At 71.3% G+C, this 25,810-nt stretch carries 27 protein-coding genes; 9 read left to right on the top strand and 18 right to left on the bottom strand.

Features of this window, described 5'->3' with window-relative positions; genetic code table 11:
* Positions 1–35: 35 nt before the first annotated feature.
* Entirely contained in the window at positions 36–1,022 is a 987-nt protein-coding gene (locus ABT354_RS24285; protein ID WP_351497268.1) for a helix-turn-helix transcriptional regulator, read from the bottom strand.
* A gap of 64 nt (positions 1,023–1,086) precedes the next feature.
* Here ABT354_RS24285 and ABT354_RS24290 point away from each other — a divergent pair, with 64 nt between their 5' ends.
* Both ABT354_RS24290 and ABT354_RS24295 read left to right on the top strand, forming a co-directional pair.
* Positions 1,087–1,596, top strand: a complete 510-nt coding sequence (locus tag ABT354_RS24290) for a nuclear transport factor 2 family protein (RefSeq protein ID WP_351497270.1) — start codon at positions 1,087–1,089, stop codon at positions 1,594–1,596.
* A gap of 225 nt (positions 1,597–1,821) precedes the next feature.
* Positions 1,822–2,946, top strand: a complete 1,125-nt coding sequence (locus ABT354_RS24295) for a TolB family protein (protein ID WP_351497272.1) — start codon at positions 1,822–1,824, stop codon at positions 2,944–2,946.
* Positions 2,947–3,030: 84 nt separating this feature from the next.
* Here the strand turns inward: ABT354_RS24295 and ABT354_RS24300 are convergent, their stop codons facing one another.
* The gene (locus tag ABT354_RS24300; RefSeq protein ID WP_351497274.1) at positions 3,031–3,204 is read right to left on the bottom strand and encodes a hypothetical protein; all 174 of its coding nucleotides are present in this window, start codon (positions 3,202–3,204) and stop codon (positions 3,031–3,033) included.
* 1,034 nt (positions 3,205–4,238) lie between these two features.
* On the opposite strand from ABT354_RS24300, the gene ABT354_RS24305 reads away from it, so the two are divergent.
* Positions 4,239–4,550, top strand: a complete 312-nt coding sequence (locus ABT354_RS24305; RefSeq protein ID WP_351497277.1) for a hypothetical protein — start codon at positions 4,239–4,241, stop codon at positions 4,548–4,550.
* An 86-nt stretch (positions 4,551–4,636) separates the two neighbouring features.
* Here the strand turns inward: ABT354_RS24305 and ABT354_RS24310 are convergent, their stop codons facing one another.
* The 7 genes from ABT354_RS24310 to ABT354_RS24340 form a co-directional block, all read right to left on the bottom strand.
* A complete protein-coding gene (locus ABT354_RS24310; RefSeq protein WP_351497279.1) occupies positions 4,637–4,885 on the bottom strand; it encodes a dihydrofolate reductase family protein in 249 nt (82 codons plus the stop codon).
* Between the two features lie 102 nt (positions 4,886–4,987).
* Positions 4,988–5,143: a hypothetical protein gene (locus tag ABT354_RS24315; protein ID WP_351497281.1), complete on the bottom strand. Its 156-nt coding sequence runs from the start codon at positions 5,141–5,143 to the stop codon at positions 4,988–4,990.
* Between the two features lie 81 nt (positions 5,144–5,224).
* Positions 5,225–5,422 (bottom strand): SRPBCC family protein, encoded by a 198-nt coding sequence (locus ABT354_RS24320; protein WP_351497283.1) that lies wholly within the window; start codon positions 5,420–5,422, stop codon positions 5,225–5,227.
* 763 nt (positions 5,423–6,185) lie between these two features.
* Positions 6,186–6,683, bottom strand: coding sequence for a MarR family winged helix-turn-helix transcriptional regulator (locus tag ABT354_RS24325; RefSeq protein ID WP_351497285.1), 498 nt, complete (start codon positions 6,681–6,683; stop codon positions 6,186–6,188).
* Positions 6,684–6,850: 167 nt separating this feature from the next.
* Positions 6,851–7,900: a PLL family lectin gene (locus ABT354_RS24330; RefSeq protein WP_351497287.1), complete on the bottom strand. Its 1,050-nt coding sequence runs from the start codon at positions 7,898–7,900 to the stop codon at positions 6,851–6,853.
* Between the two features lie 326 nt (positions 7,901–8,226).
* The gene (locus ABT354_RS24335) at positions 8,227–9,489 is read right to left on the bottom strand and encodes an alpha/beta hydrolase family protein (protein ID WP_351497289.1); all 1,263 of its coding nucleotides are present in this window, start codon (positions 9,487–9,489) and stop codon (positions 8,227–8,229) included.
* A gap of 169 nt (positions 9,490–9,658) precedes the next feature.
* Entirely contained in the window at positions 9,659–10,534 is an 876-nt protein-coding gene (locus tag ABT354_RS24340) for an MBL fold metallo-hydrolase (protein WP_351497291.1), read from the bottom strand.
* A 130-nt stretch (positions 10,535–10,664) separates the two neighbouring features.
* Here ABT354_RS24340 and ABT354_RS24345 point away from each other — a divergent pair, with 130 nt between their 5' ends.
* Positions 10,665–11,093: a MarR family winged helix-turn-helix transcriptional regulator gene (locus tag ABT354_RS24345; protein WP_351497293.1), complete on the top strand. Its 429-nt coding sequence runs from the start codon at positions 10,665–10,667 to the stop codon at positions 11,091–11,093.
* A 208-nt stretch (positions 11,094–11,301) separates the two neighbouring features.
* On the opposite strand, the gene ABT354_RS24350 is transcribed toward ABT354_RS24345, so the two are convergent.
* Positions 11,302–11,688 (bottom strand): VOC family protein, encoded by a 387-nt coding sequence (locus tag ABT354_RS24350; protein ID WP_351497295.1) that lies wholly within the window; start codon positions 11,686–11,688, stop codon positions 11,302–11,304.
* A gap of 166 nt (positions 11,689–11,854) precedes the next feature.
* Here ABT354_RS24350 and ABT354_RS24355 point away from each other — a divergent pair, with 166 nt between their 5' ends.
* Positions 11,855–12,847: a helix-turn-helix transcriptional regulator gene (locus ABT354_RS24355; protein ID WP_351497395.1), complete on the top strand. Its 993-nt coding sequence runs from the start codon at positions 11,855–11,857 to the stop codon at positions 12,845–12,847.
* 15 nt (positions 12,848–12,862) lie between these two features.
* Here the strand turns inward: ABT354_RS24355 and ABT354_RS24360 are convergent, their stop codons facing one another.
* Together ABT354_RS24360 and ABT354_RS24365 are read right to left on the bottom strand one after the other, a co-directional pair.
* Positions 12,863–14,548 (bottom strand): DUF885 domain-containing protein, encoded by a 1,686-nt coding sequence (locus ABT354_RS24360; protein WP_351497297.1) that lies wholly within the window; start codon positions 14,546–14,548, stop codon positions 12,863–12,865.
* Positions 14,549–14,627: 79 nt separating this feature from the next.
* On the bottom strand, positions 14,628–15,245 hold the full coding sequence (locus ABT354_RS24365) for a TetR/AcrR family transcriptional regulator (protein WP_351497299.1): 618 nt from the start codon (positions 15,243–15,245) through the stop codon (positions 14,628–14,630).
* 100 nt (positions 15,246–15,345) lie between these two features.
* Between ABT354_RS24365 and ABT354_RS24370 the strand changes: the two genes are divergently transcribed.
* Positions 15,346–16,743, top strand: coding sequence for an alpha/beta fold hydrolase (locus tag ABT354_RS24370; protein WP_351497301.1), 1,398 nt, complete (start codon positions 15,346–15,348; stop codon positions 16,741–16,743).
* Positions 16,744–17,190: 447 nt separating this feature from the next.
* Here the strand turns inward: ABT354_RS24370 and ABT354_RS24375 are convergent, their stop codons facing one another.
* From ABT354_RS24375 to ABT354_RS24385, 3 genes are all read right to left on the bottom strand, one after another.
* Complete coding sequence (locus ABT354_RS24375; RefSeq protein ID WP_351497303.1) at positions 17,191–17,931, bottom strand: class I SAM-dependent DNA methyltransferase; 741 nt, start codon at positions 17,929–17,931, stop codon at positions 17,191–17,193.
* Positions 17,932–18,065: 134 nt separating this feature from the next.
* Positions 18,066–19,532 (bottom strand): FG-GAP-like repeat-containing protein, encoded by a 1,467-nt coding sequence (locus tag ABT354_RS24380; protein ID WP_351497305.1) that lies wholly within the window; start codon positions 19,530–19,532, stop codon positions 18,066–18,068.
* A 307-nt stretch (positions 19,533–19,839) separates the two neighbouring features.
* Complete coding sequence (locus ABT354_RS24385; RefSeq protein ID WP_351497307.1) at positions 19,840–20,424, bottom strand: TetR/AcrR family transcriptional regulator; 585 nt, start codon at positions 20,422–20,424, stop codon at positions 19,840–19,842.
* A 101-nt stretch (positions 20,425–20,525) separates the two neighbouring features.
* Between ABT354_RS24385 and ABT354_RS24390 the strand changes: the two genes are divergently transcribed.
* A complete protein-coding gene (locus tag ABT354_RS24390; RefSeq protein ID WP_351497309.1) occupies positions 20,526–21,404 on the top strand; it encodes a class I SAM-dependent methyltransferase in 879 nt (292 codons plus the stop codon).
* A gap of 71 nt (positions 21,405–21,475) precedes the next feature.
* On the opposite strand, the gene ABT354_RS24395 is transcribed toward ABT354_RS24390, so the two are convergent.
* Positions 21,476–22,450 carry a helix-turn-helix transcriptional regulator gene (locus ABT354_RS24395; protein ID WP_351497311.1) on the bottom strand — a complete coding sequence of 325 codons (975 nt, stop codon included), beginning with the start codon at positions 22,448–22,450 and terminating at the stop codon, positions 21,476–21,478.
* Positions 22,451–22,577: 127 nt separating this feature from the next.
* Between ABT354_RS24395 and ABT354_RS24400 the strand changes: the two genes are divergently transcribed.
* The gene (locus ABT354_RS24400; RefSeq protein ID WP_351497313.1) at positions 22,578–22,979 is read left to right on the top strand and encodes a RidA family protein; all 402 of its coding nucleotides are present in this window, start codon (positions 22,578–22,580) and stop codon (positions 22,977–22,979) included.
* 85 nt (positions 22,980–23,064) lie between these two features.
* Here the strand turns inward: ABT354_RS24400 and ABT354_RS24405 are convergent, their stop codons facing one another.
* Entirely contained in the window at positions 23,065–23,730 is a 666-nt protein-coding gene (locus ABT354_RS24405; protein WP_351497315.1) for a DUF5701 family protein, read from the bottom strand.
* A gap of 127 nt (positions 23,731–23,857) precedes the next feature.
* Between ABT354_RS24405 and ABT354_RS24410 the strand changes: the two genes are divergently transcribed.
* Positions 23,858–24,664, top strand: coding sequence for a TetR/AcrR family transcriptional regulator (locus ABT354_RS24410; RefSeq protein WP_351497317.1), 807 nt, complete (start codon positions 23,858–23,860; stop codon positions 24,662–24,664).
* A 58-nt stretch (positions 24,665–24,722) separates the two neighbouring features.
* Here the strand turns inward: ABT354_RS24410 and ABT354_RS24415 are convergent, their stop codons facing one another.
* Positions 24,723–25,781 (bottom strand): histidinol-phosphate transaminase, encoded by a 1,059-nt coding sequence (locus ABT354_RS24415; protein ID WP_351497319.1) that lies wholly within the window; start codon positions 25,779–25,781, stop codon positions 24,723–24,725.
* Positions 25,782–25,810: the final 29 nt, after the last annotated feature.

A 25,810-nucleotide genomic window follows, 5' to 3' on the forward strand; every position in this document is an offset into this window, starting at 1 on the left:
TTTATCGCGTGCGATGACGCGGCTCACCCACTTCGTCAAGGTCGGGCCGGTCGCCGGTAGACGCGGGTCAGGGCATCAAGGGTCCGGGTCATGTGTTCGCGAAGTCCGGCCGGGGAAAGGACCTCGGCGTCGGCGCCGAGTTTGAGAATTTCGGGGAGCGCCTGCTCGATGGACTCGATCGGGACCGCGACCTGGATCCAGCCATCGGTATCCGGCGGGGTGGCGGTCTGCTGGGCGGCGTCGACCATGGCCGACTCCCACACCTGGGGCAACCGGTGGAAGGCGCTCGGAGACAGACGGAGGGTCGCCTCGCCCTGGTGGCGGCGCGTGTCGAAGAATCGCAGATAGTTCCGCCAATGCCCGGCCAGGTCGAATCCCTCGGGCCGTTCGAACCGTTCAGCAAGGAAATGAAGGTCCACGATCCGCGAGATGCGATAGGTGCGCAGCCCTTCGGCGCCGCCGGCCACGAGATACCAATGGCCGGCCTTGAGCACCAGCCCATAGGGTTCCACGACCCGGGTGATCTCGCGGGGTTCGGCCCAGCGCACATAGCGCACCCGCACGGCTCGGTCGTTCCACACCGCCTCCGCGACCGCGCTCAGGTGCGGCGCCCGGTCGCCTTCCCGGTACCACGCCGGGGCGTCGAGATGGAACCGCTCGGCGATCCTGCCGGCCCGGTCGCGCAACTCGGCGGGCAGCGCGGCCATGAGTTTCAGCTGTACGGCGGTCACGACCGCGCCCCTGCCGAGGTCGGCGGCGGCCGTCGGCAGCCCGGTCAGGAAGAGCGAATCGGCCTCGTCCGTGGTCAGCCCGGTCAGCCGGGTGCGGAAACCGCCGAGCAGCCGATATCCACCGTCGTGACCGGGGTCGCCGTACAGCGGCACGCCTGCCGCGCTGAGGGACTCCATGTCACGGTAGACGGTGCGCACGGACACCTCCAGCGTGTCGGCCAGCTCCTGTGCTGTCATCCGTTCCCGGTTCTGGAGGAGCAGCAGGATGGATACCAGTCGGCTCGCGCGCATGCGGTGGAGTCTGCCGCAGTCCACTGACACAGGGTGTCAGTGGAGTGGGAATAGCGTCCTGCCCATGGACATCGACATTGATATCGACCGGTTTGCCGAGAGGTACGTCGCGGTCTGGGCCGGTCGCATCGTTCTGACCGGGACGAAGGTGGGCTCTCGGGTCGTGGCGGAGGAATTCCTTCGCCGGCTGGGCGAGGGCGACCCGGACCGGATCGCCGAACTGTTCGCGGAACACGTCGACTGGCAGCTGAACTGGCCGGACCACGGCCACCCGGCGGTGCCCTGGATCCGTCCCCGCTCGACCCGCGCCGATGTCGCCGACCATTTCCGGGAAATAGCCGCCTTCCATCTCCCCGAGAAGTCCGCCGGAACGGTATCCCGCGTCCTTGTCGACGGTACGGAAGTGATCGTGCTCGGCGATATCCGGCAGACAGTGCGAACCACAGGTCAGCCGTACACGGCCCGCTGCGCGCTGCACCTCACCGTCGAGCGGGGCCTGATCACCCGCTACGCCGTCTACGAAGACAGCCTGACCGTGACCGAGGCCCTCGCCGGCCGGCCGGTACACCGCTGAACAGCCGGTCGACAATACCGGTTTCCCGGTCCGTTCCTCCTCGGGCCCGGTAGCGGACCCCGGCATTGGACTCCGGTATCGGACCCCGGAATTGGACCCCTGGAAGTGACAGGATCTCGCCATGCGTCGGGTGGTGCATTGACTCCACGGCGCCACCACGGTTCCATGCTTGCTGCTCCTCCGGTGGAGATCCGGAGGAGAAGTCGTGTTCTGTCTGGGGGGAACATGAGGGGAATCACCAACCGGAGCACCACCGGTCGTTTACGGGCCGCCCTGAGCGCGGGGGTCGTGGTCTGCGCGGTCACCGCCGTGGGGCCCACCGCGGCCACAGCCGCCACCGCGGCCGCACCGGCGCCCACCGCAGCCAGCTCGGCCGCACCGGGGCCGACGGTCGCCATGGGCGGTCTCGGCGTCGGGGTCGAGAGGATCAGCGTCGCGTCCGACGAAGGCCACGGTGCCGCGTCGATCACACCCGATGGCCGCAGCATCGTCTTCAAGTCCCTGGCGATCGGCCCGTCACAGAGCGGCCACGCGGTGTACGTCCGCGACCGGCGGGCGGCGCAGACCAGGACGGAGCCCATGGTCGAGGGGTGGACCCCGGCGATCAGCGGCGACGGGAGGCAGGTCGCCGCCAATGCTCCACGGCGGGGGATGACCGTTGAGCGGATCCAACAGCATTCGCTGGACCTGGGCCTGCTTCGCGTCTCCTGCGGCCGGTGCAGCCAGCCGTCGCTGAGTGCGGACGGCCGCTACCTCGCGTACGGCGCCCTGCGCTCCCCGCAGTGGTACCGGGACGTCGTCGTCGCGGACCGTAACGGTGGTTACGAGACCATCGCCGTCCTCGACAGCTCGGCTCCGGCCCGGCCGTCCATCAGCGGCGACGGCCGCCATGTCGCCTACCAGGACCTCTCGTACCAGACGGAGGGCGTCTACCTGTGGAGCCGGGCCACCGGCACCACCGCGGGACCGCTTGAGGGCCCGTCCAAGAGCGCCTCGCTCGTCCAGCTCAGCGACAACGGCAGCAAGGTCGTCTACCTCTCGGGCTCCGACACCTATGTCCACGACATCGGCTCGGGCACCGCCCAACTGGTCCCGAACGTACAGGGCGTGGCCATCGACCCCACCGGCCGCTATCTGCTGTACGCCCCGAACGCCACGGGCGGACCCTCGCTCGTCCTGCGCGACCTGCGGACGGGCACCGACGAGACCGTCTCCGACCAGCCCGCCACCGCCGAGGTCGACTCGGTCAGCGCCGGCGGGCGCGATGTGGTCTTCCAGTCCGCCGCCGACAACATCGTCCCCGGCGACACCAACGGCACGTCGGACGTCTTCGTCCGCCGCTTCTTCTGATCGCCCCGGCCGCCGGCCGGACCCACACCGCCGCACCCACCGGTGCCGTTCCGGTCCCCTCAGTGGACCGGAACGGCACCGGCGTCAGTTCCACGGCTCCCGATAGGGGTCTTCACCCAGCACCTTCGCCGCAGCCACGCAGAGGTCCTCACCGTAGAGCTGGTTGCTGCCGCACTCGGAGCCCCACAGCTCGGACGCGGCTTGGGCCACGGCGCGCCAGGAGAATTCCTGATCGACCCGCCATGTACGAATCCGCACGACCCGGCGTCATCGCCGCCTGATCCACAGTGTCGTGTGCCATTCCACCGACCCTAGGTCGTCTCGCGTGGTGGAGGAACCGGGCACCCGCTGGGCGCCGGTGGCGAAGGCGACCCGCTCAGCGGCTTCACGGCGTCAGGATGGTTCCCGACTGTTCACGGCACAACCCGTCGGGTGATCCGAAGTCGCAACGAGATCCTCCTCGATCTTTTCTCATCGGGGTGAGAAGTTCAGAATATTCTCCCCCCGTGATCCAAACAGCCCCGCAGATACGCCGATTCCGACGTGATAATTGAACCTCCGCCCCAGACTTGTACCGTGTCCCATATAGCGAGGTGAGCGATGATCTCGTAACGGCACGAGGATTCGGCGAATTTGTAGAAATGCGTCGCGGCGGCACTCGATCCACAACCCGGTGGGGCCTCTTCTGCGCTCTTCTCACCTTGGCAACCCGACACACGATCGAAAGGATCTCCATGCGATTGAAAAGATTCTTAGCCAGCGCAGGAGCCGGGGCGGCTCTTGTCTCGGGCATGGTCTCCGCACCGGCCCTGGCGGCGGAGGCCGCGAGCCCGGAGCGCCCGGCCGTGGACTGTTACGTGTACGTCAAGGCGAGTGTGGGCTACCTCAACATCCGCGCCACCAAGAGCCCGACGGGGCCGCTGATCGCCAGGTACACAGGAACTCGGCTCACACCGGTGGCCTGCGAGCACGAAGAAAGGGGAGCTGTGTACCGATGCAACACCGGCGGACCGCAGTACGACACTTGGGCCCCTGTGATCTATAACGGGGTGAGGCGGTATGTAGCCATGGAATGCAGCGGCGGGTGGGGCGCCTAGGTGTATTGATCCGCAGGGGTGCAGGCATCCTTGAAAGTCGCACATTCCCATCGAGCACCGTTGCATGTCAGACGACACCAAGGAGACTCAATGCGTCTCGGTAGAACGTTAATCAGTGCAGCATTCGCCTCCGTAGTAATGCTGGGGGCAGGCACCACGCCCTCGCAAGCAGCTACCGCAAGCCCCGACCGGGCGATGTACGACGCCATCGTCTACACGAGCAACGATTCAGGCGTACTCACCTTCGAGCGGTTCGCCGGAAGCCGGTGGAAGGTCTGCGATCTCAGTGCCGACGGTATGCGTGCCGTCGCAGAGGTGCGGGACACCAGCTCCGGCGGTCTGCTCCTGCGAATCCAGGACGCGTCAGGCTCCGCGGGCTCGAGATGCGGGGAAGGCCACATCTACCCCCCTCCCTACTCCGGCCAGCGCCTGTCGCTGAAGGTGTGGGTGCAGAACGGCGCCAACGGTTCGACTCAGCGCCCGGGCTACGGCAGCTACACCTGGTGACGACCATGCGTCCGTAGTGGCGTCGCACGGACTGCCTGCCGGGTCTGGACCCGGCAGGCACACCTGCCAAGGGAACAGCGCATGACTCAGCGGGCCCGGTCGTAGACCGTCGCGATCTCGCCCAGCTCGCCGGTCTCCCGGTGGCTGAGCCGCCATCTCGACGGGGGCAGGCCGTCGTCGAAGAGACGCTGACCGCCTCCCGCTATCTCGGGGAGGATCAGGAGATGGAGCCGGTCGATCAGGTCCGCCGCGAGAAGTGGCCTGATGAGGCTCGCACTGCTGTTGACGAGGATGTCGCCCTCGCCGCTGGCCCTGAGTTCGGTGACGACCTCCACGGCGGGAGCGTTCCTGACACCGGCACGTGGCCAGGGGGCTTCGGTCGCCCGGTCGAGAGGACCATCTTGTCCGTGTCGGTCTGCCACTTCGCGTAGCCACGGTCACGCGGGTCGGCGTTTCTCGTCCTCGGCAACCGGGGGCCAGTACGCCAGGAATCCCTCGGCGTTGATCCGGCCGAGCAGGGCGGCCGTCGCGCCCTCCCAGATGCGGGTGAGGTGGTTCCATGCGGTCTCGGTGGTTACGTACGGTGCGAACATACTGAAGTCGCCGGGGCCGTTGTAGCGGCCTTCGAGGGTGAGGCACAGGTTCGCGGTGACCCGGCGGCCGGTCGGGGTTGATCATTCCGTGCTCCTGGTGTCGGTGTCGAAGGGCTCGGCACCAGAGGTGTCGTCGGTGAGGATCGATGTGAGCTTGTCGAGGCTCTGGCCGAAGCCGATCTCGATGCCCGCGATGAAGTCCGCCGCGTCGACCGTGCTGTCGGCGATCCGCCAGCGGACGTCCAACTCGGTGCCGGCTCCGGTGGGCCGGAGCTCCACGTCGACATGGGCGGTGACGGCGGGGCGACCGTCCGACAGCAGCGGGGAGAGCCGGTAGGCGAGATGCTCTCCGGCGCGCAGGGCGACGACGGAGCCCTCCGCACGGCCGGCGGCGGGTCGGATTCGTCGGTGTCCTCGGCGTCGCGGTACTCCAGGGCGATCCGCCCACCCGGACGCGCTTCGAAGGCGAGCCCGGAGACACGGAGGTCGTCGGGGGCCCACCAGCGGGTGACCAGCGAGGGCTCGGTCAGGTGGCGCCGAAGCGGGTCGGGGCGGCAGCGGCCGGAGGAAGGGGAACGAGCGGTCGTCGGCCCACCCCGGCTTCTCTGCGGCGAGCCACTCCGTGTGGAGGCTGAGCCCATAACGGTCGTACGTCGTGTGGGGCCGCCGGTCCGCTCCACGGTGTCGGCGAACCGGCCGAACGTGGCGGCCGGCTCCCGCAGGGGGCGGGCCGGAGCGCGTAGACGCGGCGTGGCCGCTGCGCTGGGAGGTGACGACTCCGGCGCGTTCGAGGGTCTGGAGGTGCTTGGTGGTCTGTGGCTGGCGTGCCCCGGCGAGCCGGGCGAGGACACCGACCGGGCGGGCCGCTCGGCCAGCAGGGCGACGAGCCGCCAGCGGGCCGGGTCGGCCAGTGCGGTGAGGAGAACTGGGTCTGTCTGGCCGATCCGGAGGGGAAGGAGTTCTGCGTCCCCGGGAGCCACTGCCCCTGACGAACGGCCAGGGAGGTGCCCGGCCCCGCCGGTGGGCGCGGCCGGATCACACATCACGGGTGGGCGGTCGTACCGTCGGGCTGGTTCAGGTACGCGTCGATGCGCTGCTGGTTCTCGGCCAGGCGCAGGCACAGATGGCGCAGCTGGGTCAGTTCGGCGGGGGTGAACCCCTGGAAGACGGCGGCCATGGCGACCTGGCTGGGGCGGCGGAAGGACTCCAGCCAGGCCGTCCCGGCCGGGGTGATCCGTGCCAGGACCGAGCGGCGGTCCCGGTGGTCGGGGGCCCGTTCGACCAGGCCGTCGCGTTCGAGGGTGTCGACCAGTCCGGTGACATTGCGTGAGCTGACTCCGGCCGCCTGGGCCAGCTCGCCGATGCTGATGCCGTCGTCGGATCCGGCGCTCAGCCGGATCAGGATGTCGAGCGCCCCGGCGCTCAGCCCGCGCCCCTCGGCCCCCCGGGAGCGCAGGCGTTCGATGGTGTGGAAGGCGGTACGGACCGCTCCCGAGGCTTCAAGGGCGAGGGTGTCGTCCCCTCCGGTGAACCGGGTCATGGCGGATCTCACCCGGGGGTCGAAGAGGGTACCGTCGGGGTCACGGTCGATTTTTGACGGAGAGTTATGTACGTGCTTCATAATGAAGCACGACTCTAATGCTGGCTCCACCGGCTTGCCAAGCCCCGATCTTCACCGGAGCCCCATCGCCGGTCCGTTCGAACAGGTCAGGGGCGCAGGGAGCCGTCCAGACGGACCCAGGGGGACCAGTCGCCGGTACTGGCGGTGGTCTGCCAGCGGTGGTGGATGTCGCCGTGACGGTTGACGCCGAAGAGTTCGATCCGGCCGTCGACGCTGCTCTCGGCGGCGACCTGGGTCAGGCTGCCGTCGTACCGCATCCAGTCGCTCCAGACACCACCGGCCGAGGTCTGCCAGCGGCTGTGCACATCCCCGGAGCTGTTCGAGCCGAAGAGCTGGAGACGGCCGTCGGCGTTCCGGGCGGCGGCGATGGAGTTCAGGGAGCCGGGCATACGGGTCCACGCCGACCAGTCGCCGGTGCTGGGGGTCGTCTGCCGGCGGTGGTGGATGTCGCCGTCGCGGTTGATGCCGAAGAGTTCGATCCGACCGTCGGCGTTCGTCTCGGCCGCCACCTGCCGCAGATTGCCGTCGTACCGCATCCAGTCGCTCCAGAGACCACCGGCCGAGGTCTGCCAGCGGCTGTAGACATCGCCGGAGCTGTCGGTGCCGAAGATCTGGAGGCGGCCATCGGCGTTCCGCGCCGCCGCGATGGAGTTCAGCGAACCGGACATACGGGTCCAGGGGGACCAGTCACCCGTACTGGGAGTCGTCTGCCAGCGGTGGTACACATCGCCATGGCGGTTGACGCCGAAGAGTTCGATCCGGCCGTCGGCGTTCCGCTCTGCGGCGAGGGCGCGCAGCGACCCGTCGTACCGCATCCAGGGCGAGAGCCCGCTGTTCGCGGAGTGCTGCCAGCGGCTGTGGACCTGGTCGGAGTTGTTGGTGCCGAAGATCTGGAGACGGCCGTCGGCGTTCCGGGCGACCGCGATGGAGGAGCCCCACTCCGGGACGGCGAGGGTGCCGCTGTCCCGGGCGGCGGCGGGCTCGGGCGGCGGGGCGGCGGTGGCCGGGCCCGGGGTGACGATCAGCAGGGCGGCGGCTGCGGCGAGCGCGGCCAGTCGGCCGATGCGGTGGCCGAGGTGGCCGAGGTGACCGAGGGGTATGCGGTGGCCGAGGGGTATGCGGTGTGAACTGCGCAATGCGGGTGCCCTGCCTTCCGGTTCGCGGACCCGTGGCGGGGCGGGCAAAGGGGCGGCCCGTGCCATGGGTCTCTCACTGGTACGGGTAGGTGCGTCACTGAGCCGGGAAGTGCGGTCCGAACAGGGGACCCGTGCCGACAGGGCCCCGGGCGGGCCCCCCGACCGCCGATCAGTAAGCGTCGTCGGGCGGCCCGCGCTTGTCGAGGCGGCTTCCGGCCACAGAGCGGGGCCGCGTCCGGGAGGGGAGCCTGTGCCCGTGAGGGGGGCCCGTGCCCGTGCGGGACCCGTGCCCGTGAGGGGGACCCGTGCCCGGGAACGGGCGGGTGTCAGCGGGGCGCGTGGAAGAGGACCTCCGGGTTCGCCCGGGTGGGGCCGTTCAGGACGGGCCGGTGGGCGGCCTTGAGATGCCGGTCGAGGAAGGCCGCGACATAGGTACGGGTGATCTGCGCCGCCCGGTCACCCGGGAGGCTTCCGGGCACGGTGGGCCACCCGGGGATCCGGTCGGCGAGTACGGGCAGGTCGCTGAAGGTGTCGTGCTGGGTGCCGGTCACGGTGAGCCAGCGCTTCCAGCCGTCCAGCCGCTTCCATGCCTTCTCCCAGGTGGCGTCGCCGCTGCCCGGCGCGCCGTCCTCGGCACCCAGCATCAGGAACGGCCGGCCGTCGAGCCCCTTCCGGGGGACCGGGTCGAAGAACGAGCCGTCCATGTTCACCCCGGCGTCCACCCGGGTGTCCCGGGCCATCGTGCTCGCGGCCGAGGCGCCCCCGATGGAGTGGCCCGCCATACCGATCCGCGAGGCATCGATCATCGCCGAGTGCTTCCAGACGGGACGCGGGCCGGTGAGCCGGTCGAGGACGAAGGAGATGTCCCGGGCGCGCCCTTCGGCCACGGACTCCAGGGTGATCTCCCCGCTGTCCGCCTTCTCGCAGGCGACACAGGGCAGGACGCCCCGGCCGGGGAAGGCGGTGGCTCTCGACTCGTACGCGTGGTCCACGGAGGCGACCACGTACCCTCGCGATGCCAGGTCCTCGGCGAGCAGGGTCTGGGACTTCCTCGGGGTGCCGAAGCCCGGCGAGAGGACCACCAGGGGGAACCTCCCCTTGGTCGGCCGGGCGCCCTGGCGGGCCCAGCTCTCCGTACCGGCGAGCAGTTCCGCACTGCCCGGCGGCAGGGTGCCGTCGCCGAACTGCCGCACCAGCTCCCGTGCCTCGGCCGGTCGCAGATACCGCTCCACCCGGCCACCCGTGTCCGGGCGGGCGGGGTGGTGGACGGAGACCAGCAACCGCCGCGCGCCCGACTGCGGCAGCCAGGGGTCCGTACGGGTCCGGTCGGTCAGCTGGAGGGTCGACACACCCACCGCGTGGGGACCGGTCGGCCGGGGAAGGACGACGGACGGGGCCTTCCTGGCCGGGGCGGCGGACGGGAAGGCGGCGGACGGGGCGGCGGCGGACACGGCCTTCCCGGACACGGGCTTCCCGGCGGAGGGAGCGTCGGACGGGGCGGCGGCCGTCGCCGTGGCGGCCTGGACGAGGGGCAGGGTCATGGACAGGGCCAGCAGTGCGGCCACCGCGCCGCGTCGGGTCGTGATCATGTGAACGACCCTAGGCGCGCCATGGGTCAGTGATCATCAACTCGACTGCTGAACCGGGGTCGTTCGCAGGTGCCGCCGCCCGCCCGGGGGTTCTCCTCCCGAGGTCGCACCCGCCCTCCGTCTCCCGGCTGACCTGGGGGCGGGGTTCCTGCGGAACCACCCAGCCGCGTCAGCCGTCCAGGGGAACCCAGGCGAGGTCGTCGCCCTCCCGCCGGACCCGGCCGAACACCACGTCGGCGAAGTGGACGCCGAAGCCGATCGTGTCGGGTTCCGTCAGCTCCGCGAGGAGCCGATGGCGGTGGTCGGCGGCGCGGACGGGATCGTGGTCGAAGACGGTGGACCATGCGGGGTGGGCGACCTGGATCGGGGAGTGCAGGGCGTCGCCGAAGGCGATCAGCCGCTGCCCGCCCGAGGTGATGATGTACTCGGCGTGTCCGGGCGAGTGACCCGCCGTGATCCGTATCCGTACGCCCGGGAAGATCTCCTGCCCGTCGGCCACGGTACGGACATATGGTGTCAGGCCCGCGACCTCTTCCGCCCCGAGAAGGTCACGCCGGGCCCATTCCGGTTCGGGGACCAGGTAGTCGGCATGGGCGAACGCGGGCCGGTCGGCGCCGGGTACGGGATGCCAGGCCCAGCCGGTGTGATCGGGGTGCAGATGGGTGAAGGCCACGGCCCCGATCCGCTCGGGCCCGCTGCCGAGTCGGGCCAGGCTCTCCAGGAGCGCTCCCCCGTGGATCCCGCCGAGCGGGCCGTCCGGCGCGGGCGGCCAGGAGCGCGGTCCGAACCCCGCGTCGATCAGCAGTGCGCGGTCGCCGTGCTCCACCAGCAGGCCGCCGATACCCGCCACCAGGCAGCCGGACTCGTCCAGATACTCGGGACGGTCGGCCCACACCTCGGCGGGCACATCGGGGATGAGATCGCGCGGTCGCAGCCGCACCGCTCCGTCCGGCACCGAGGACACCCTCGTGTCGCCCAGCCGCAGTGAACGGATGCCGGCCGGTCGCCGCAGCCGCTCGCCCCGGTCCATCGCGGAATACGTCATGCCCATCCCCCTGTGTTCCGACGGGTCGTCACCGTGCCCCCCTGAAGGCCACGGTGACGACCATAAGCATCAAGTTAGAACCATGCAAGCTAGAAATATTCTTGCTTGATGAACTTGTTAGGGTGGGTGCATGACAGAGCCCTCGGAGCCGCACGCCAGCGCCGAGCGAGACCTGTGCTGCCTGGTGAACGGGCTGGCCCAGCAGATCGCCGACCATGTACGCCAACGCGCCGTCACGCTGGGCCTCACCACGGCCCAGGCGACCGCGCTGCGGGAGATGGCCGGGCCGATGACCATGCGACAGCTCGCCGAGCGCATGAGCTGCGAACCCTCCAACGCCACCTTCGTCATCGACAAGCTGGAGAAACAGGGCCTGGTCGAGCGCCACGCGCACCCCACCGACCGCCGCGCCAAGCACCTCGTCCTCACCGCGACGGGCAGCGCCGCCCGCGAACGGCTCCTCGAACTCCTCGTCCAGGACTCACCGCTGGCCGGTCTCAGCCCCGAGCAGCAGCGCACCCTTCGGAGCCTGCTGGAGCAGGCGATCACACGTTCCTAGGGAGTGTCTTCAAAGTAGCGTCGTTCGCCCGGAGGGCGGGCCGGGCGGGGTCTGGTGCGTGCAATCGCAAGGCGGAGGAGGGAGTCCATGCGGAGCATCGGCGACCGACGACAACATCGCGAGTGTGCGTGCCAGGGCACGGCCGGCAGACGGGACTTTGAAGACACGACCTAGCCGGGCCGGGCGGTCATCGGCCGGCCGGGGGCGGTCAGTACTGCGTGGAGATGCAGAAGGGGTGGCCGGCGGGGTCCAACAGGACCCTCCGCTGATCGGGGTGGGGCTGGAAGGAGGGTTCCACGGCGCCCAGGGCCAGCATCCGTGCCTGGGCGGCGTCCAGATCGTCGACGCCCAACTCGATATGGGCCTGCTTGCCCTGGGACGGATCCGGCCAGGTCGGACGCCGGTAGTCGGCCACCCGGATAAAGCCCAGCCCGGCTGAGCCCTCCCGGCCGAGCAGGACGAAGTCCGCACTGGAAAGGACGACGGGCAGGCCGAGCGCGTCACCGTAGAAGCGGGCCAGCTCGGCGGGGTCCGGGCAGTCGAAATCGACGGAGAGCAAGCGGATCTCGGGTCCGGATGTGGATTCGGTACTCATGGGAGGACGCTATGACGGGACCAGGACAGTTCCGGTCCTGGTCGTCGCGGAGTCCTGGTCGTCGGGCGCGGTCCTGGTCGTCGCGGAGTCCTGGTCACTGGACGGTCCTGGTCACCGGACGGTCCTGGTCACCGGACGGTCCTGGTCGTCGGGGACACTTCGGGGTGTGATCAGCACCTCCGCCCGGCTGCTGCGACTGGTCTCGCTGCTGTCCACTCGCCCGACCTGGACCTGCCGTGAGCTGGCCGAACGGATGGAGGTCACCGACCGCACGGTCCGGCGGGACATCGCCCGGCTGCGGGAACTCGGCTACGGCGTCGACTCCGACCCCGGGCCCTGGGGCGGCTACCGCCTCGGCGGTGGCACCCGGGTACCACCGCTGATCCTCGACGACGAGGAGGCACTCGCCGTGGCCGTCGCCCTGCGGGAGGCCGCGCTCAGCGGCGTCCTGGGCAGCGACCAGGCCGCGCTGTCGGCGCTGTTGAAACTGCGGCAGGTCCTACCGCCCCGGATCGCGGACCGGCTGGGCGAGATGGATGCGACCTTCGTCCACACGCCCAGGCCCGAGGAACGCCAGATCCCGCCCGGCGTGCTGCTGGAACTGGCCGCCGTCTGCCGCCGTGGCGAGCGCGCCCGTCTCTCGTACCGCGACCACGCGGGGAAGGAGACGGTGCGGGACATCGACCCGTACCGCCTCGTACACACCGGCCGTCGCTGGTACTTCGTCGCCCGGGACGTGGCCCGGGACGACTGGCGGACGTTCCGGGCCGACCGGGTGGTCCGCGTACAGCCGACCGGACAGACCTGCGAATTCGTGGACCCACCCGACCCGGCGCTTCTCGTCTCCCGGTCCATCGCGGGCGTCGTGTATCCGCTCTATGTGAAGGTCCGGCTGCCGCACCCCATGGACCGGGCGCTCCGGCTCGTCCCGCCGACGATCGGCACCCATCACCCGGACGGTCCCGATGCCACCGTCGTCGAGATCGGCGGCAATGACGTCGACCAGCTGACCACCTACCTTCTCGGCCTGGGCACCGCGCTACGGGTCCTGTCACCGGACCGGGTACGAGAGGAGCTGCTGCGCCGTACCCGCGAGCTGTTCGAGGAGAACGGGAACAGTGAGAACAACGAGGACAACGGGGGCGGACGGGGGCGGTAGCGGGCGGGTCCGTGCTCAGAGGGTGGCAAGCTGCTCGGCCAGGTCGTCCAGGCCGAGCGAGCCCTGGGCGAGGGCCTTCATGTGCCAGGTCCTGAGGTCGAACGCGGCGCCCCGGCGGCGGCGGGCGGCTTCCCGGCCCTGGAGCCAGACGCGTTCGCCGAGCTTGTAGCCGATGGCCTGGCCGGGCCAGCCGAGATAGCGGACGATCTCGCTGTCGCGCAGTGCGGGCGGGGCGCCGGTATAGGTGGCCAGGAACTCCGTGGCCAGCTCGGGGGTCCAGCGCTCACCGGGGTGGAAGCCCGCGTCGGCGGGGATGGCCAGGCCCAGATGCATACCGGTGTCGATGATCACCCGGACGGTGCGCAGCATCCCCACATCGAGGAAGCCGAGGCGGTGGGCGGGGTCGGTGAGGAAACCCAGGTCGTCCATGAGGCGTTCGGCGTACAGGGCCCAGCCCTCGATGTTGGCGCCGACCGTGCCGAGGGTGGTCTGGTAGCGGCTGAGCCGGTCGGCGAGGGCGACCCACTGGGCGAGTTGGAGATGGTGGCCGGGGACGCCCTCGTGGTACCAGGTGGAGACCAGCTGCCAGGTCGGGAAGGCGGTCCGGCCGAGGGTGGGCAGATAGGTGCGCCCGGGGCGGCTGAAGTCCAGGTCGGGGCCGTCGTAGTACGGTGCGGCGGCGGTGCCGGGCGGCGCGATCCGGGACTCCACGCGGCGCAGTGGTCCGGAGATGTCGAAGTGGGTGCCGTCGAGGGCGATGATCGCCCGGTCCATGAGCTGCTGGAGCCAGTCGCGGATCGCCTCCTCGCCCTCGATCGTGTGGCCGTTGCGCGCCAGGTGGTGCATGGCTCCCTGGACACCCGCGCCGGGCCGTACCCGTTCGGCCTCGGTCCGCATCTCGGCGGCCGTACGGTGGAACTCGCTCCAGGCCCAGCCGTACGCCTCGGCCAGGTCGGGGTCGGCGCCCGTGCTGTGGCGGACGGCGATCCGGTAGCGCTCCCGGCCGACCGCGTCCGGGGTGCCGACGGTGGCCGGGGTGTAGGTGTCACGGAGCCAGTCGCGGAATCCGGCGACGGCGGTGGTGGCCTGGCGGGCGGCGGTGTCCAGTTCGCCTCGGAGCCGCTCGGGGCCGGGGGCGGTGAAGTCGGCGAACCATCCCGCGCCGCCGGTGTCCTCGCCGGTCCAGGCGGTGAGCTGTCCGGTGACGGCGACCGCCTGGCGGGGCGCGGCGAGGAGGCCCCGGGAGATGCCCTCGGTGAGGGTGGCGCGGTAGCCGTCGAGTGCGGCGGGGAGGTTGCGCAGCCGTCCGGCCACCGCCGCCCAGTCGTCGTCGGTGGCGGTCGGCATGAGGGTGAAGATGTCCCGTACGTGGTGGACATGTGCGCCGATGTTACGGAGCCGGCGGAAGTTCTCGCCGGTGTCGTGGAGGGCCAGTTCGGCGGTGAGACGGTCGCGGAGGAGGCTGGCGCAGTTCCGGTCGGCGGGGTCCTCGGGGGTGCCATGGGCCTCGGCGGCGTCGAGCGCGGTGAGGGTGTGCCGGGCGATGTCGGCGAGTGCCTCGAAGCCTTCCGGGGAGAGGTCCGGCTGCCGGTCGTCGCCCGGGTGGAGGCCGAGCCTGGCGGCCTTCAGCGGGTCGTGGGCGGCGACGTGGTCGAGGTGCCGGTCGGCGACGGTACGTGCGGTGATCGTTTCATCGGCCATGTCGCCATCGTGGCGCATGCGCGGGGCGGTGCGGGGCGGCTCTGACACCAACAGGGCCGGGACGGCGGCCCTGTTGGTGTCAGGGGGCGGGGTCGGCCCGGCGGAGGTCGCGGAAGACGGCCGGGGTCGTCCACCCGCGCACGGTGGCCCGGACCGCCGGGGGGAACGCGGCCTCGGCCGTGGCGGAGTCGAGGGCTCCGGCCAGTTCGAGGGTCACGAGCCCGTGCAGGGTCCCCCAGATCGACAGGGCGATCGACCTCGTGTCACCGGTGAGGACGGACGCCGCCAGGGCACGGTCGATCGCTGTGAGGAGCGGGCGGATCGGGTCACCGGCGCCGACCGGGCCCGACGGGTCGAAGGACCGCACACCGCCGAAGAGCACGGTGTACAGATGGCTGTTCCCGCGCCCCCAGCGGCGGTAGGCGACGGCCAGCGCGTGGAGGTCGGCGAGGGGGTCGGCGGAGGCGCGTACCGCCGACAGCTCCTGGAACAGGCCGGCGACGGCTCGGTCGCGCACCGCGCCGATCAGCCCGTCCTTGCCGCCGAAGAGGGAGTACACCGCCGTGGTCGACGCCTCGGCGGCGGCGGCCACGGCGCGGACCGTGACCGATTCCCGTGGCCGGGTGGCGAGCAGCTCGGTCGCGCACACCACCAGCCGTTCCTTGACGGTCTCGTCGTTCGTTCTCGGCCTACCCACGAACCGCAGCCTACCCGCTCTGATAACGTCGTTTTGAAACAGCGTTCAGGAACAGTGTTCGGAAACAGTGCCCAGGAACCACCGGAGGTCCGCCTTGCCCATGTCCGACCCGTCTACGTCCGCCCCGTCCGCCCTGTCCGCCCCGCCGGTGCCTCCCGCGCCCGAGCCCGCGCCCGCCCCGCGTCCCGTCCGCCTCGCCGGACGCTTACTGCTGGCCCTCGCCGTCGTCACGACACTCGTCGTCCTCTTTCTCGCGCTGATCGCCCTCACGGACGGGGCGGGTTCGGGGCTCGCCGCATGGCTGACGACCCTGGGAGCGGGGACGGCCCTCGCCCTGTGGCGGGGGCGGCGGCGCACCTGGCCGGCGCGGCTCGTACCGTTCCTGCCGGTGGTGGTCGCGGCGGCGGTGACGGTCTCGGTCTGCGTCCCGACCGTGCCGACGGCCCGCGCGTACCCGGCCGATCTGCCGTTCGTCACCGCACAGCACTGGAAGCTCGCCACCGGCAGCCGGGTGGCGGTGTACCACTACCCGCCTGCGGACACCGGCACCCGGCATCCCGTCCCGTTCGTGTACCTCAGCGGCGGACCGGTCCGTGGCATCTCGGTGCTGGAACACCGCTTCCTCCGACTCCTGGCGCGCCAGGGCTATGACGTCCACGCCTATGAGCAGGCCGGTGGCGGACGGAGCGATCTGCTCCCCATGGGGCAGTACACGATCTCCCGGTCCGTCCGCGACCTCGCCGCCTTCGTGGACCGCCTGGACCGGGGCAAGGTCGACGTCCTCGGCTTCTCGGCGGGCGGGGTGGTGCTCACCCGGGCCCTGGCCGACCCGGGCGTCGCCGCGCGCCTGAACCGGGCGATCATCGCCGACCCCGGCCCCATGGACGGGCCCACCGCCCGCACAGCCGGACACCGGGGGCGGAAATCCGCGCGCGGCCTCGCGCCCGCCCCGTCCGGGCCGCGCTCGACCCATGTTCCCCGCTACGCCGTGGCCTTCGGCTTCATGCGACTCGGCCTCCTCACCCCCGAAACCGGGCTGATCGGACAGGCCGAGGGCATCAACGCCCTCACCCCCGCAGACCTCGGCGGCGACACCGCGTCCGCGTACTGCGCACGCGACGCGCACCGCATCCCGACCGAGGACATCGCCCAGGGCTTCTCGTTCAGCGCCGCCGCCAGCCTCCGCATTCAGCAGACGATCAAGGACTCACCCTCCATCGCCCCGCAGCTCAGGCGCTCCCGGGTCCCGGCGATGCTGATGATCGCCGAGTGCTCCTCCCAGGTACGTCAGTGGGCGACCGCCGTGCTGGCCCACAACCCCGCGATCCGGCGTACGCAGTACCTGCCCGGGGTCGGACACCACATGTGGAACGGTCTGGACGACGCGAACGACCGCGCCGCCGCCGTCATCACCGCGTTCCTCCAGGACAGGCCAGCGCCCCTGCCGAACTATCCGACCCGCGAAGGGATCCCCGCGTTTCTGCGCGATCACCGATGACGCCGGTACGGGTACGGGGGCCGGTACGGGTACGCATGCGGGTGCGGGGCCCGGGGCCCGGGTCAGTCGGTCGACGGGTCAGCGGGTGTCTCTCCCGGCTGCCCCCGCCATCGGGCGAGGTGGCCGCGTACGGCGAGGGTGTCGGGGTGGTCCGGGCCGAGGACGCGCTCGAAGTCGGCCATGACCTGCTCCATCGCGCCGACAGGATCACCGGCCTCCCGCCGCGACCAGCGCGGTCATCGCCTCCGGCACCATCCTGGCCCCTTTCCTCCGGGAGATCGGATCCGGTGGGGAACGCGCGGCACGGGTGCCGTCGCGCTGTCACTCCATCAGATGGGTGACGCCGTTGTCCCCGGTTCGCCGGGAGAGCCCTCGAAGGGGGTACGGGGTCCCGCGATGGCCCCACCGTCGGTCCGGGGGGCCGGGGGGAGCGGTCCGGGGGCGTTCTCAGGCGGTGGGCTTCTCCCAGACCGAGACATGCCGGCCGCTCTCGCTGGTGAACGGCTCCCGGTTCCATCCCTCCCACCGGTGGCTCGGCCGCAGCCCGGCGAGACGGGCCATCAGGTCCAGCTCCGCAGGCCAGACATAGCGGAACGGGATGGACCGGTGCTCGGCGCGCCCGTCGGTGATGGTGACGTAGTTCGAGCTCATCGCCTGGGTGGCGACGTCATAGGTGTCGAAGGCCCACTGGGTCGGGGTGATCCGGAACGGTACGGCGGTCTGGCCGGGCGGGAGCCGGCGCAGGTCGGGGACGCCCACCTCGATGACGAAGGAGCCGCCGGGGGCCAGGTGCGCGGCGGCGTTGCGGAAGCAGGCCACCTGGGCGTCCTGGGTCGTCAGGTTGTTGATGGTGTTGAAGACGAGATAGGCGACCTGGAAGGTGCCCTCCACCCGGGTGGTCGCGAAGTCGCCGATCGTCACGCCGATGGTGTCGCCGCCGGGCTTGGCGCGGAGCCGTGCGGCCATGGCCCGGGAGAGGTCGATGCCATGGACCGGGGTCCCCCGGCGGGCCAGTGGCAGCGCGATCCGGCCGGTGCCGATGCCGAATTCGAGGGCCCGTCCGTCGCCGGCCAGCCCGGACAGCACATCGACGGCCGGGTCCACCGCCTCCGGCCGGAACATGTCCGCTTCGGACTCGTCGTAGGTGGCGGCGGTGGCCTCGCCGAAGTAGCCGTCCTGATCGGTCATGCCGGGGACCGTACGCGGCGGGGCCGGGCCGGCGCCCGTGATTTTCGGGGTGCCGGCCCGGCGGAGCGACCGGATCCGGCCACCCGATCACAGTGGACCCGGTGGCCGGCCCGGCGGGGTACGGGTCAGGCGGATCAGTCGGTGAAGTTCGTGCCGTAGGTCGGGTAACCGTCGGTGGAGATGCCGACCGCGGTCGGGGAGATCGTGCGCGCGCCGGTGGTGGTGATCTTCTTGCCGTCGGAACGGAGCAGGGTGACCGCGCCGTTGAAGTCGTCCTCGCCGTGGCCGCCGATGGTCAGATCGCCCTTTCCGTCGCGGTCCAGGTCGGAGAGGCTGACATCGGTGCCGAAGTAGTCCTTCGTCTCGGGCGTGCCGGGCACACCGGCGGTGTCCTGGCTGAAGGACTGCGCACCGGCGGTGGAGAGGCCGTTCGCGGTGCCGTACAGGACGGTGACGGAGCCCGCGTACGCGGTCTTGCCGACCTTCTCGCCGTACGCGCCGATCGCCAGGTCGAGGTGGCCGTCGCCGTTGATGTCGCCGAGGCTCAGCTCGCCGCCGAAGTAGTCGTCCTTCTCGGAGGAGCCCGGGACTCCGGGGGTGTCCTGGGTGAAGGAGTCGGAGACACCTCGGACGGGGCCGCTCGCGCTGCCGTTGACCACGAGGACCTTGCCGCCCTTGGCGGCGGGCTGCCCGGCGGCGTCGGAGTGCTTGCTGCGGTCCCACTCCAGGCCGATGACGATGTCGTCGTACTTGTCGCCGTTGAGCTTGCCGACGGCGGTGATGGTGCCCGCGGGCAGCACCCCGGCACCGGCACCGCTCAGATTGCCGCTGCGGGTGCCGCGCACCCAGTAGTTGGCGTTGAAGTCGGTGGCGGTGCTGAAGGCGTTGACGATCAGGTCGGCGATGCCGTCGCCGTTCACATCGCCGGAGGTGAGGTAGCGGGCGCCGTTGAACTTGCCGGTGTACACCGGCAGGCTGATGCCGTCGTGGCCGCCGTTCCCGCCCGCCTTGGTGAAGCCGCCGCGGAAGCGGTCGACGGTGGCGCCGTCGGAGCCGAGGGCGATGTCGATCTTGCCATCGCCGTCAAAGTCGGCCGTCTCGATGGACTTGCCGAAGTTGTCGTGCTTGCCGGGCGCGGGGTCCTTGATGTCCGTACCCCCGTTGAGGCCCTTGGCGGAGCCCCACAGGATGACGGCGGATCCGCCGTCCTTGTCGCTGCCGACGTCCTCGCCATAGGCGCTCACGGCGAGGTCGGCGTAGCCGTCCTGGTTGAAGTCGCCGAAGCCGCTGGCGCCGCCGAACCAGTCGTCGGTCTCGGCACTTCCGGGGACCCCGGGGGAGTTCTGGCTGATCAGAGCGCGCTTGGTGGCGTTGATGCCCTGGGCGGAGCCGTAGTGGACGACGATCTGCCCGGCTCCCCTCTTCCCGGCGACGGTGGCGCCGGACGCGGAGACGGCGATGTCGACGTAGCCGTCGCCGTTGAAGTCGGCGTGCAGACCGGAGCCTGCCGCCGAGGCGGGGCTCGCGGAGATCGTCACCATGCCGCCGGTCAGCGCGACTGCGGCGGCGGTGGCCAGGGCCGTACGGAACTTCTTCTGCATGCGGACTTCTCCTGCGGCATGCGGAGGCCGAGCCCGGCCTCCTCAGTCAATGGGGTGCGTTCCGCCCTGTTCACCCGGAATTGCTCGCGGGTCGTCCGTGCGGTTGGCGAAAAGAAGACCATCCGTGGGGTGTGAGGGTTGTACGGGGAATGGGGAAATCTTTCGTCGGCGGCCGGGACCCGATTCCCGCCGGGCCCGATTCCCACCGGGCGCGGTGGGTACGCCGGTTGCGGTAGGTACGCCGGGTGCGCCAGCACGTCGAGCCGCCGGTACGTCGGGTACGCCGGGTACGCCGGGTACGCCGCGCTCAGGGTGCGGCCAGCAGGGTGCGGATGAGGCGGTCGGCCCGGGGGCGGGGGGACTGGGGGTCGAGCCCGCCGGTCATCAGCAGATGGTGGAGGGTGCCGACGAGGGCGAGGGCGACGGTGTCGGGGTCCAGGGACTCCGGAACACGGCCCCGCTCCTGTTCGGCGCGGAGATAGCCCTCGATGGAGCCCTGGATCACGCCGAAGCCGGGGGCGCCGGACTGCCAGGCGTCGCGGACATGGCGGGCGGCGCCGGGGCGGGTGAGGGAAAGGCCGACGACGCCGGGGTCGAGGGCGAGGACGGCGGCGGCCACGGCGCCGAGGTTCTCCGCGACCGTGCCGGTGCCCGCGCGGGCGGGGAGGTCGGCGGCGACGGCGGCACCGCGGGAGAAGCGGTCGAGGACGAGTTCGGCGACAAACTCGTCCAGACCCGCGAAGTGGGTGTGCAGCACGCCCTTGGCGCAGCCCGCCTCGGTGGTGACGGCCCGGCTGGTGAGGGCGGCGGAGCCCTCGCGGGCGACGATCCGCTCGGCCGCGTCGAAAAGGCGTTCTCGCAGGTCGGGGATGGCGACTCCACGCGGTGACATCGGTCCTCCGGGGGCTGGGGATTGCAAGTATGGGCAAGCGCCCATACTGTTTGGGCACTCGCCCATTCTAGGGCTCTCCCCGTCTCTGCCGGAGGTCTTTCATGTCCGAGAACCAGCACACACCGACCGGGATCCCCAATGCCTCCCAGGCCGAGGCGTGGAACGGCTACGAAGGGGCCCACTGGGCCGCCCAGCAGGACCGCTGGTCGGCGGTGAACAGTGGCTTCGACCGGCCGTTGCTGGACGCCGCCGCCATCGTGGACGGCGAGCGCGTCCTCGACATCGGCTGCGGCGGCGGGGGCACCACCCGACTCGCCGCCCGTGCGGCGGGCCGGGGGCACGCACTGGGGCTGGATCTCTCCGGCCCGGTACTGGAGCGGGCCCGCGCCCTGAGCACCGGGGAGGAGGGCGGGAATGTCTCCTTCGTCCAGGGCGACGCCCAGGTGCACCCCTTCCCGCCCGGCTCCTTCGACATCGCCATCAGCCGCTTCGGCGTGATGTTCTTCGAGGACCCCGTCGCCGCGTTCACCAACATCGCGGGGGCGCTGCGGCCCGGCGGGCGGGTCGCGCTGCTCTGTGCCGCCGAGCCGGAGGGGAACGAGTGGCTGACCGCCTTCGGTTCACTCGGCGATCTGCTGCCGCTCCAGGGGTTCGGCGCTCCCGGCGGGCCGGGGATGTTCTCGCTGGCCGACGCGGGGACGGCGACCTCGCTGCTCACCTCGGCCGGGTTCCTGGACGTACGGGCGAGGCATCTGAGGGCACCCGGGATCTGGGGCCGGGACGCGGCGGACGCGGCCCGCTTCCTGCTGGACTCGGGGCCCGGCCGCCATCTCCTCTCCCAGGCCGGCCCCGGCACACGGGAGACGGCCCTGGAACGGCTGACCACGCGGCTGCGGCCGTACGAGAGCGCCGACGGGCTGCGGTTGCACGGCACCGGATGGCTGCTCACCGCCACCACGGCCGGGGCCGCGACCGCCTGACCCCCCGTCCGGCCCCGACCCGGCACCGCCGGAGGGAGCCATGAGCGACGGTACGGGGAAGGCGACCGTCGTCAGGCCGGGGCTCCATAGCGCGTGGCGAGCGCGGCGGCGCGGTCGTGGAGGGAGTCGCGCAGCCATCGCGGGGACAGGGCCTCCGCGTCCGTGGCGAGGTTCCACAGGGCCCAGGCCGCGTGGCGGGCGTCCTGGAAGGTGACCTCAAGACGGAGCCGGCCGTCCGTGTCGGCCTCCTCGGCGAGGACGGCCAGCGCGGTGCCCACCAGCTCCTCCCGGCGGGCCGGGTCCATCCGGACCACCACGGTGACCTGGTCGCCGCCGGTCCGGAACCGTCTGCCGCGCTCCTGCCAGGCGCGGCCCAGATCGACCCGCTCGGATCGCTGGGCGGGTTCGGCGAGTTCCTCGGCGGCGAGGATGCGGGAGAGACGGTAGGTACGGTCCGCACCGGACCTCGTGGCCAGCAGATAGCTCTGGTCGCGCACGGTGACCAGGCCGATCGGGTCGACCGTGCGCCACCGCGGGGTCCGTTCCACGGCCGCGTAGTGGATGCGCAGCTTGCGCCCGGCGAACACCGCGCGCCGGACCTCGGCCACGACGGTGTCCGGCACCTCATCGGCGGTCGGCCGGCGCGAGAGGAGGTCGCTCTCCGGGTCGATGAGCAGCCGCTGGGCCGCTCCGGCGGCGGTGGTCCGATAGCTCTCGGGGAGTGCGTCGACCACCTTGCGCATGGCCGAGGCGAGTGCCGGGCCGAGGCCGAAGGTCTGTGCGCCGCGCCGTGATCCGGCGATCAGCAGGGCGAGTGCCTCGTCATGGCTGAGTCCGGTCAACTCGGTCCGGAAGCCGGGCAGCAGGGCGAACCCGCCGTGTCGGCCGCGTTCGGCGTAGACCGGGACACCGGCGGCGGACAGCGCCTCGATGTCGCGGAGGACGGTGCGGGTGGAGACCTCCAGCTCGCGGGCGAGCGCGGTGGCGGAGAGCCGACCGTGCTGTCTCAGCAGCAGTACCAGCGATACCAATCGGTCGGCGCGCATACGGGAACAGTACCGAGACAAGTACCGGGATACATGACACAGGGTGTCGCGTATTCCTTGGGAGGCTTCAGCACGCAGCACAGAAGAGCACCGGTACATCGCACATCGCACATGAGAGGTGACCCCTGTGGCACACACCCTGGTCAACCCGGACGGTCTGCACGACCCGGTCCCGTTCGGCTACAGCCACACCGCTGTCGTCCCCGCGGGGGCGGAACTGGTGCTGGTGGCGGGGCAGTACGGATCGGGCCCGGACGGCGCGGTCGTGTCGGCCGACTTCGCCGAGCAGGTGAAGCGTACGTTCCACAACATCGGCGTCGCCCTGGCCGCCCATGGGCTCGACCTCGGCCATGTCGTCCAGCTCAGGACGTATGTGGTGAACCATGACATCACCAAACTGGGGCCCATCGCCGGGGCGGTGGGGGAGATCTGGGGGACGGAGCCGCCCGCGCAGACACTCATCGGGGTCGCGAGCCTGGCCGCGCCCGATGTGCTGTTCGAGGTGGAGGCCGTCGCCGCCCGGCCCTGAACCGCCACCGCCGCCGCCCGCCACCGGCTCAGGGGCCCGGGGGCCCGGGGGCCGCGAAGCCCCCGGGCGTCCGGGCGTCCGGTGACTACGCGGTGCGGCCCGCCGCCGAGGCCATACCGAGCCAGGTGTGCGGATTCCCCTCCCAGCACCAGCCGAGCTTGGGTGAGCGGCGGCTGATCCAGAGCGCGGGGACCCGGCGGTCGCCGCAGCGGGAACCGCCGAGGGAGAAGCACTTGTTCTTCACCAGGATCTCCGGGAACTGGGTGATCAGTGCCACGCCCTCCTCGATGGTGAGCAGGGTGCGCCCCCGGTCGGCGATGGTCCCCATCGCCTCGGACGGGACGGCGCCGCAGAACTCCTCGCCGCGCTCGACACCGAGGAGCAGATGGGCGCGGTGGCCGGGGAGCGCCGCCTCCGGCGTGGCCACGAAGCGCTCCAGGGAGCCGGGCTCGAAGGAGTGGTCCACAAAGCCGGGCAGGGACTTGCCCTGAAGGGTGGCCAGCTCCATGGTCCGCTCGATCGGCGCGGTATCGCGCGCGATCACGAGCAGAAAGGGAACCCGGCCGCTCTCGGCGACCTCCACCGCGCCCGGCCCCGCGCCCTGGGCGACGGCGGCCTCGCGCAGCGGGGCGAGCAATCCCTCGAACTCCTCCGGGGCGAGGCCGGCGAGCGCCGGATACCCGAGCCCGGTCAGGGTGCGGACCTGGCGGTCGAACTCCGCACCCGCGTCGGGGGTGTGCTGCTGGGTCATGGATTCCTTTCGGCAGGGGGCACATGCTGTGATCACGATCGGACCCGTGATCTTACTACGAGGGTAATTATACCCAGGGTTCATTCATTCAACCACATCAATTTTACTACGGGTGTAAGATTGGCCCATGGATGTCGACAGCCAGGCAGAGCAGTACGAGGCGGGGCGGTACGAGGCAGAGCAGTACGAGGCGGGGCGGTACGAGGCAGAGCAGTACGAGACGGGGCCGCATGCCACGGAGCCGCGCGCAACGGGACTGCGGGAGTCCAAGAAGCGGGAGACCCGGCAGCTGATCTCCGATCACGCCACCCGGCTCTTCCTCCTCCAGGGGTTCGAGGAGACGACGGTCGCCGAGATCGCCATCGCCGCACGGGTCGCCAAGAAGACGGTCACCAACTACTTCCCGCGCAAGGAGGATCTCGCCCTCGACCACCATGAGCTGTTCACCGGGGGGCTGGCCGCCGCCGTCACCGGGCGCGCCGCCGGGGAGACCCCGCTCTCCGCGCTGACCGGCGCGATCCGTACCGCCCTCGCCGAGCACCAGCCGATCGTGGGCTTCACCGGTCCGGAGTTCGCCCGGATGGTCGCCGACAGCCCCACCCTGGGCGCCCGCCTGCGCGAGCTGCACGAGCTGCGGGAGGAGCGGCTGGCCCGGGCGCTGGCCGCGGAGGAGCACCACTCCCCCGGCGCGCCCCGGGCCGCCGCCGCGCTGCTGGCCGCCGCCGACCGGCTGCTCTTCCGGCGCACCCAGGAACTCACCCTGGCCGGGCTCTCCGACGACGCGATCGAGGTCGAGCTGCGCCCGGTGGCCGACCATGTGCTGACACTGCTCACCGCCGCGCTGGGCACCGAGCCCGGGGTGGGCACCGGACCGGGGACGGTCACCGGGCCGGGGGCGGTCACCGGGCCCGGGGTAGGTGCGCCGCCGGCCTGATATCGACGCGGCAGCGGCGGCACACCCCGTACACCAGATCGGAGAGTGTTCAGAGGTGTCAGACGCCGAGCTGCGGCAGGGACTTGAGCACCTCCTGGGCCACCTGGAGGAAGACATCGTTCGCCTGCGCGGTCGACACACTGACCCGGACGCCCTCGCCGCTGAACGGGCGGACGAGGATGCCCTCGCGCTCGCACGCCTCGGCGAAGGCGTCGGTGTGCTCACCGGTCGGCAGCCAGAAGAAGTTGGCCTGGGACGGCGGCACCGGCCAGCCCTGGTGGAGGAGGGCGGTGTAGACCCGGGAGCGCTCGTCCACCAGCGCGCCGACCCGTTCGCGCATCTCCTCCGTACGGCGCAGCGAGGCGATGGCCGCGTCCTGGGCGAAGCGGGTGACGCCGAAGGGCAGGGCGTTGGCGCGCAGGGCGGCGGCGACCGGCGGATGGGCGACGGCGTAGCCGACGCGTACCCCGGCGAGGCCGTACGCCTTGGAGAAGGTGCGCAGGACGCAGACATTGGGCCGGTCGCGGTAGAGGTCGAGCCCGTCGGGGACCTCCTCGTCACGGACGAACTCGTGGTACGCCTCGTCCAGGACGATCAGCGCCTCCGGCGGGCAGCGGTCGATGAAGCGCTCCAGCTCGGCACGGCGGACCACGGTGCCGGTGGGGTTGTTGGGGTTGCAGACGAAGATCACCCGGGTGCGGTCGGTGACCGCGTCCAGCATGGCCGTCAGATCGTGCACGGCCCCGCAGGTGAGGGGCACGGGTACGGAGGTGCTGCCCACCATCTCCGCGAGCTGCGGATACGCCTCGAAGGAGCGCCAGGCGAACAGCGTCTCCGTCCCCGGCCCGGCCAGCGCCTGGAGCAGCTGGTGGGTGACGCCGACGGAGCCGATGCCGGTGGCGATGTGGTCCGCCGGTACGCCGAGGAACGCCGCGAGGTCCTCGGTGAGATGGCGGCAGGCGGGGTCGGGGTAGCGGTTGAGGGTCGCGGCGGCGGCGGTCGCGCTGTCGAGCACACCGGGCAGGGGCGGGAAGGGGTTCTCGTTGGCGGACATCTTTCTGTCCCAGGACTGGACGGTCCGGGAGATACGCCGGGTGCCGGGAGCGTGCTGGGTCATGCGCGACTCATCTCCTGTATTCGGCCGGC

It is taken from the genome of Streptomyces sp. NPDC000594, from assembly GCF_040299965.1.
GTDB lineage: Bacteria > Actinomycetota > Actinomycetes > Streptomycetales > Streptomycetaceae > Streptomyces.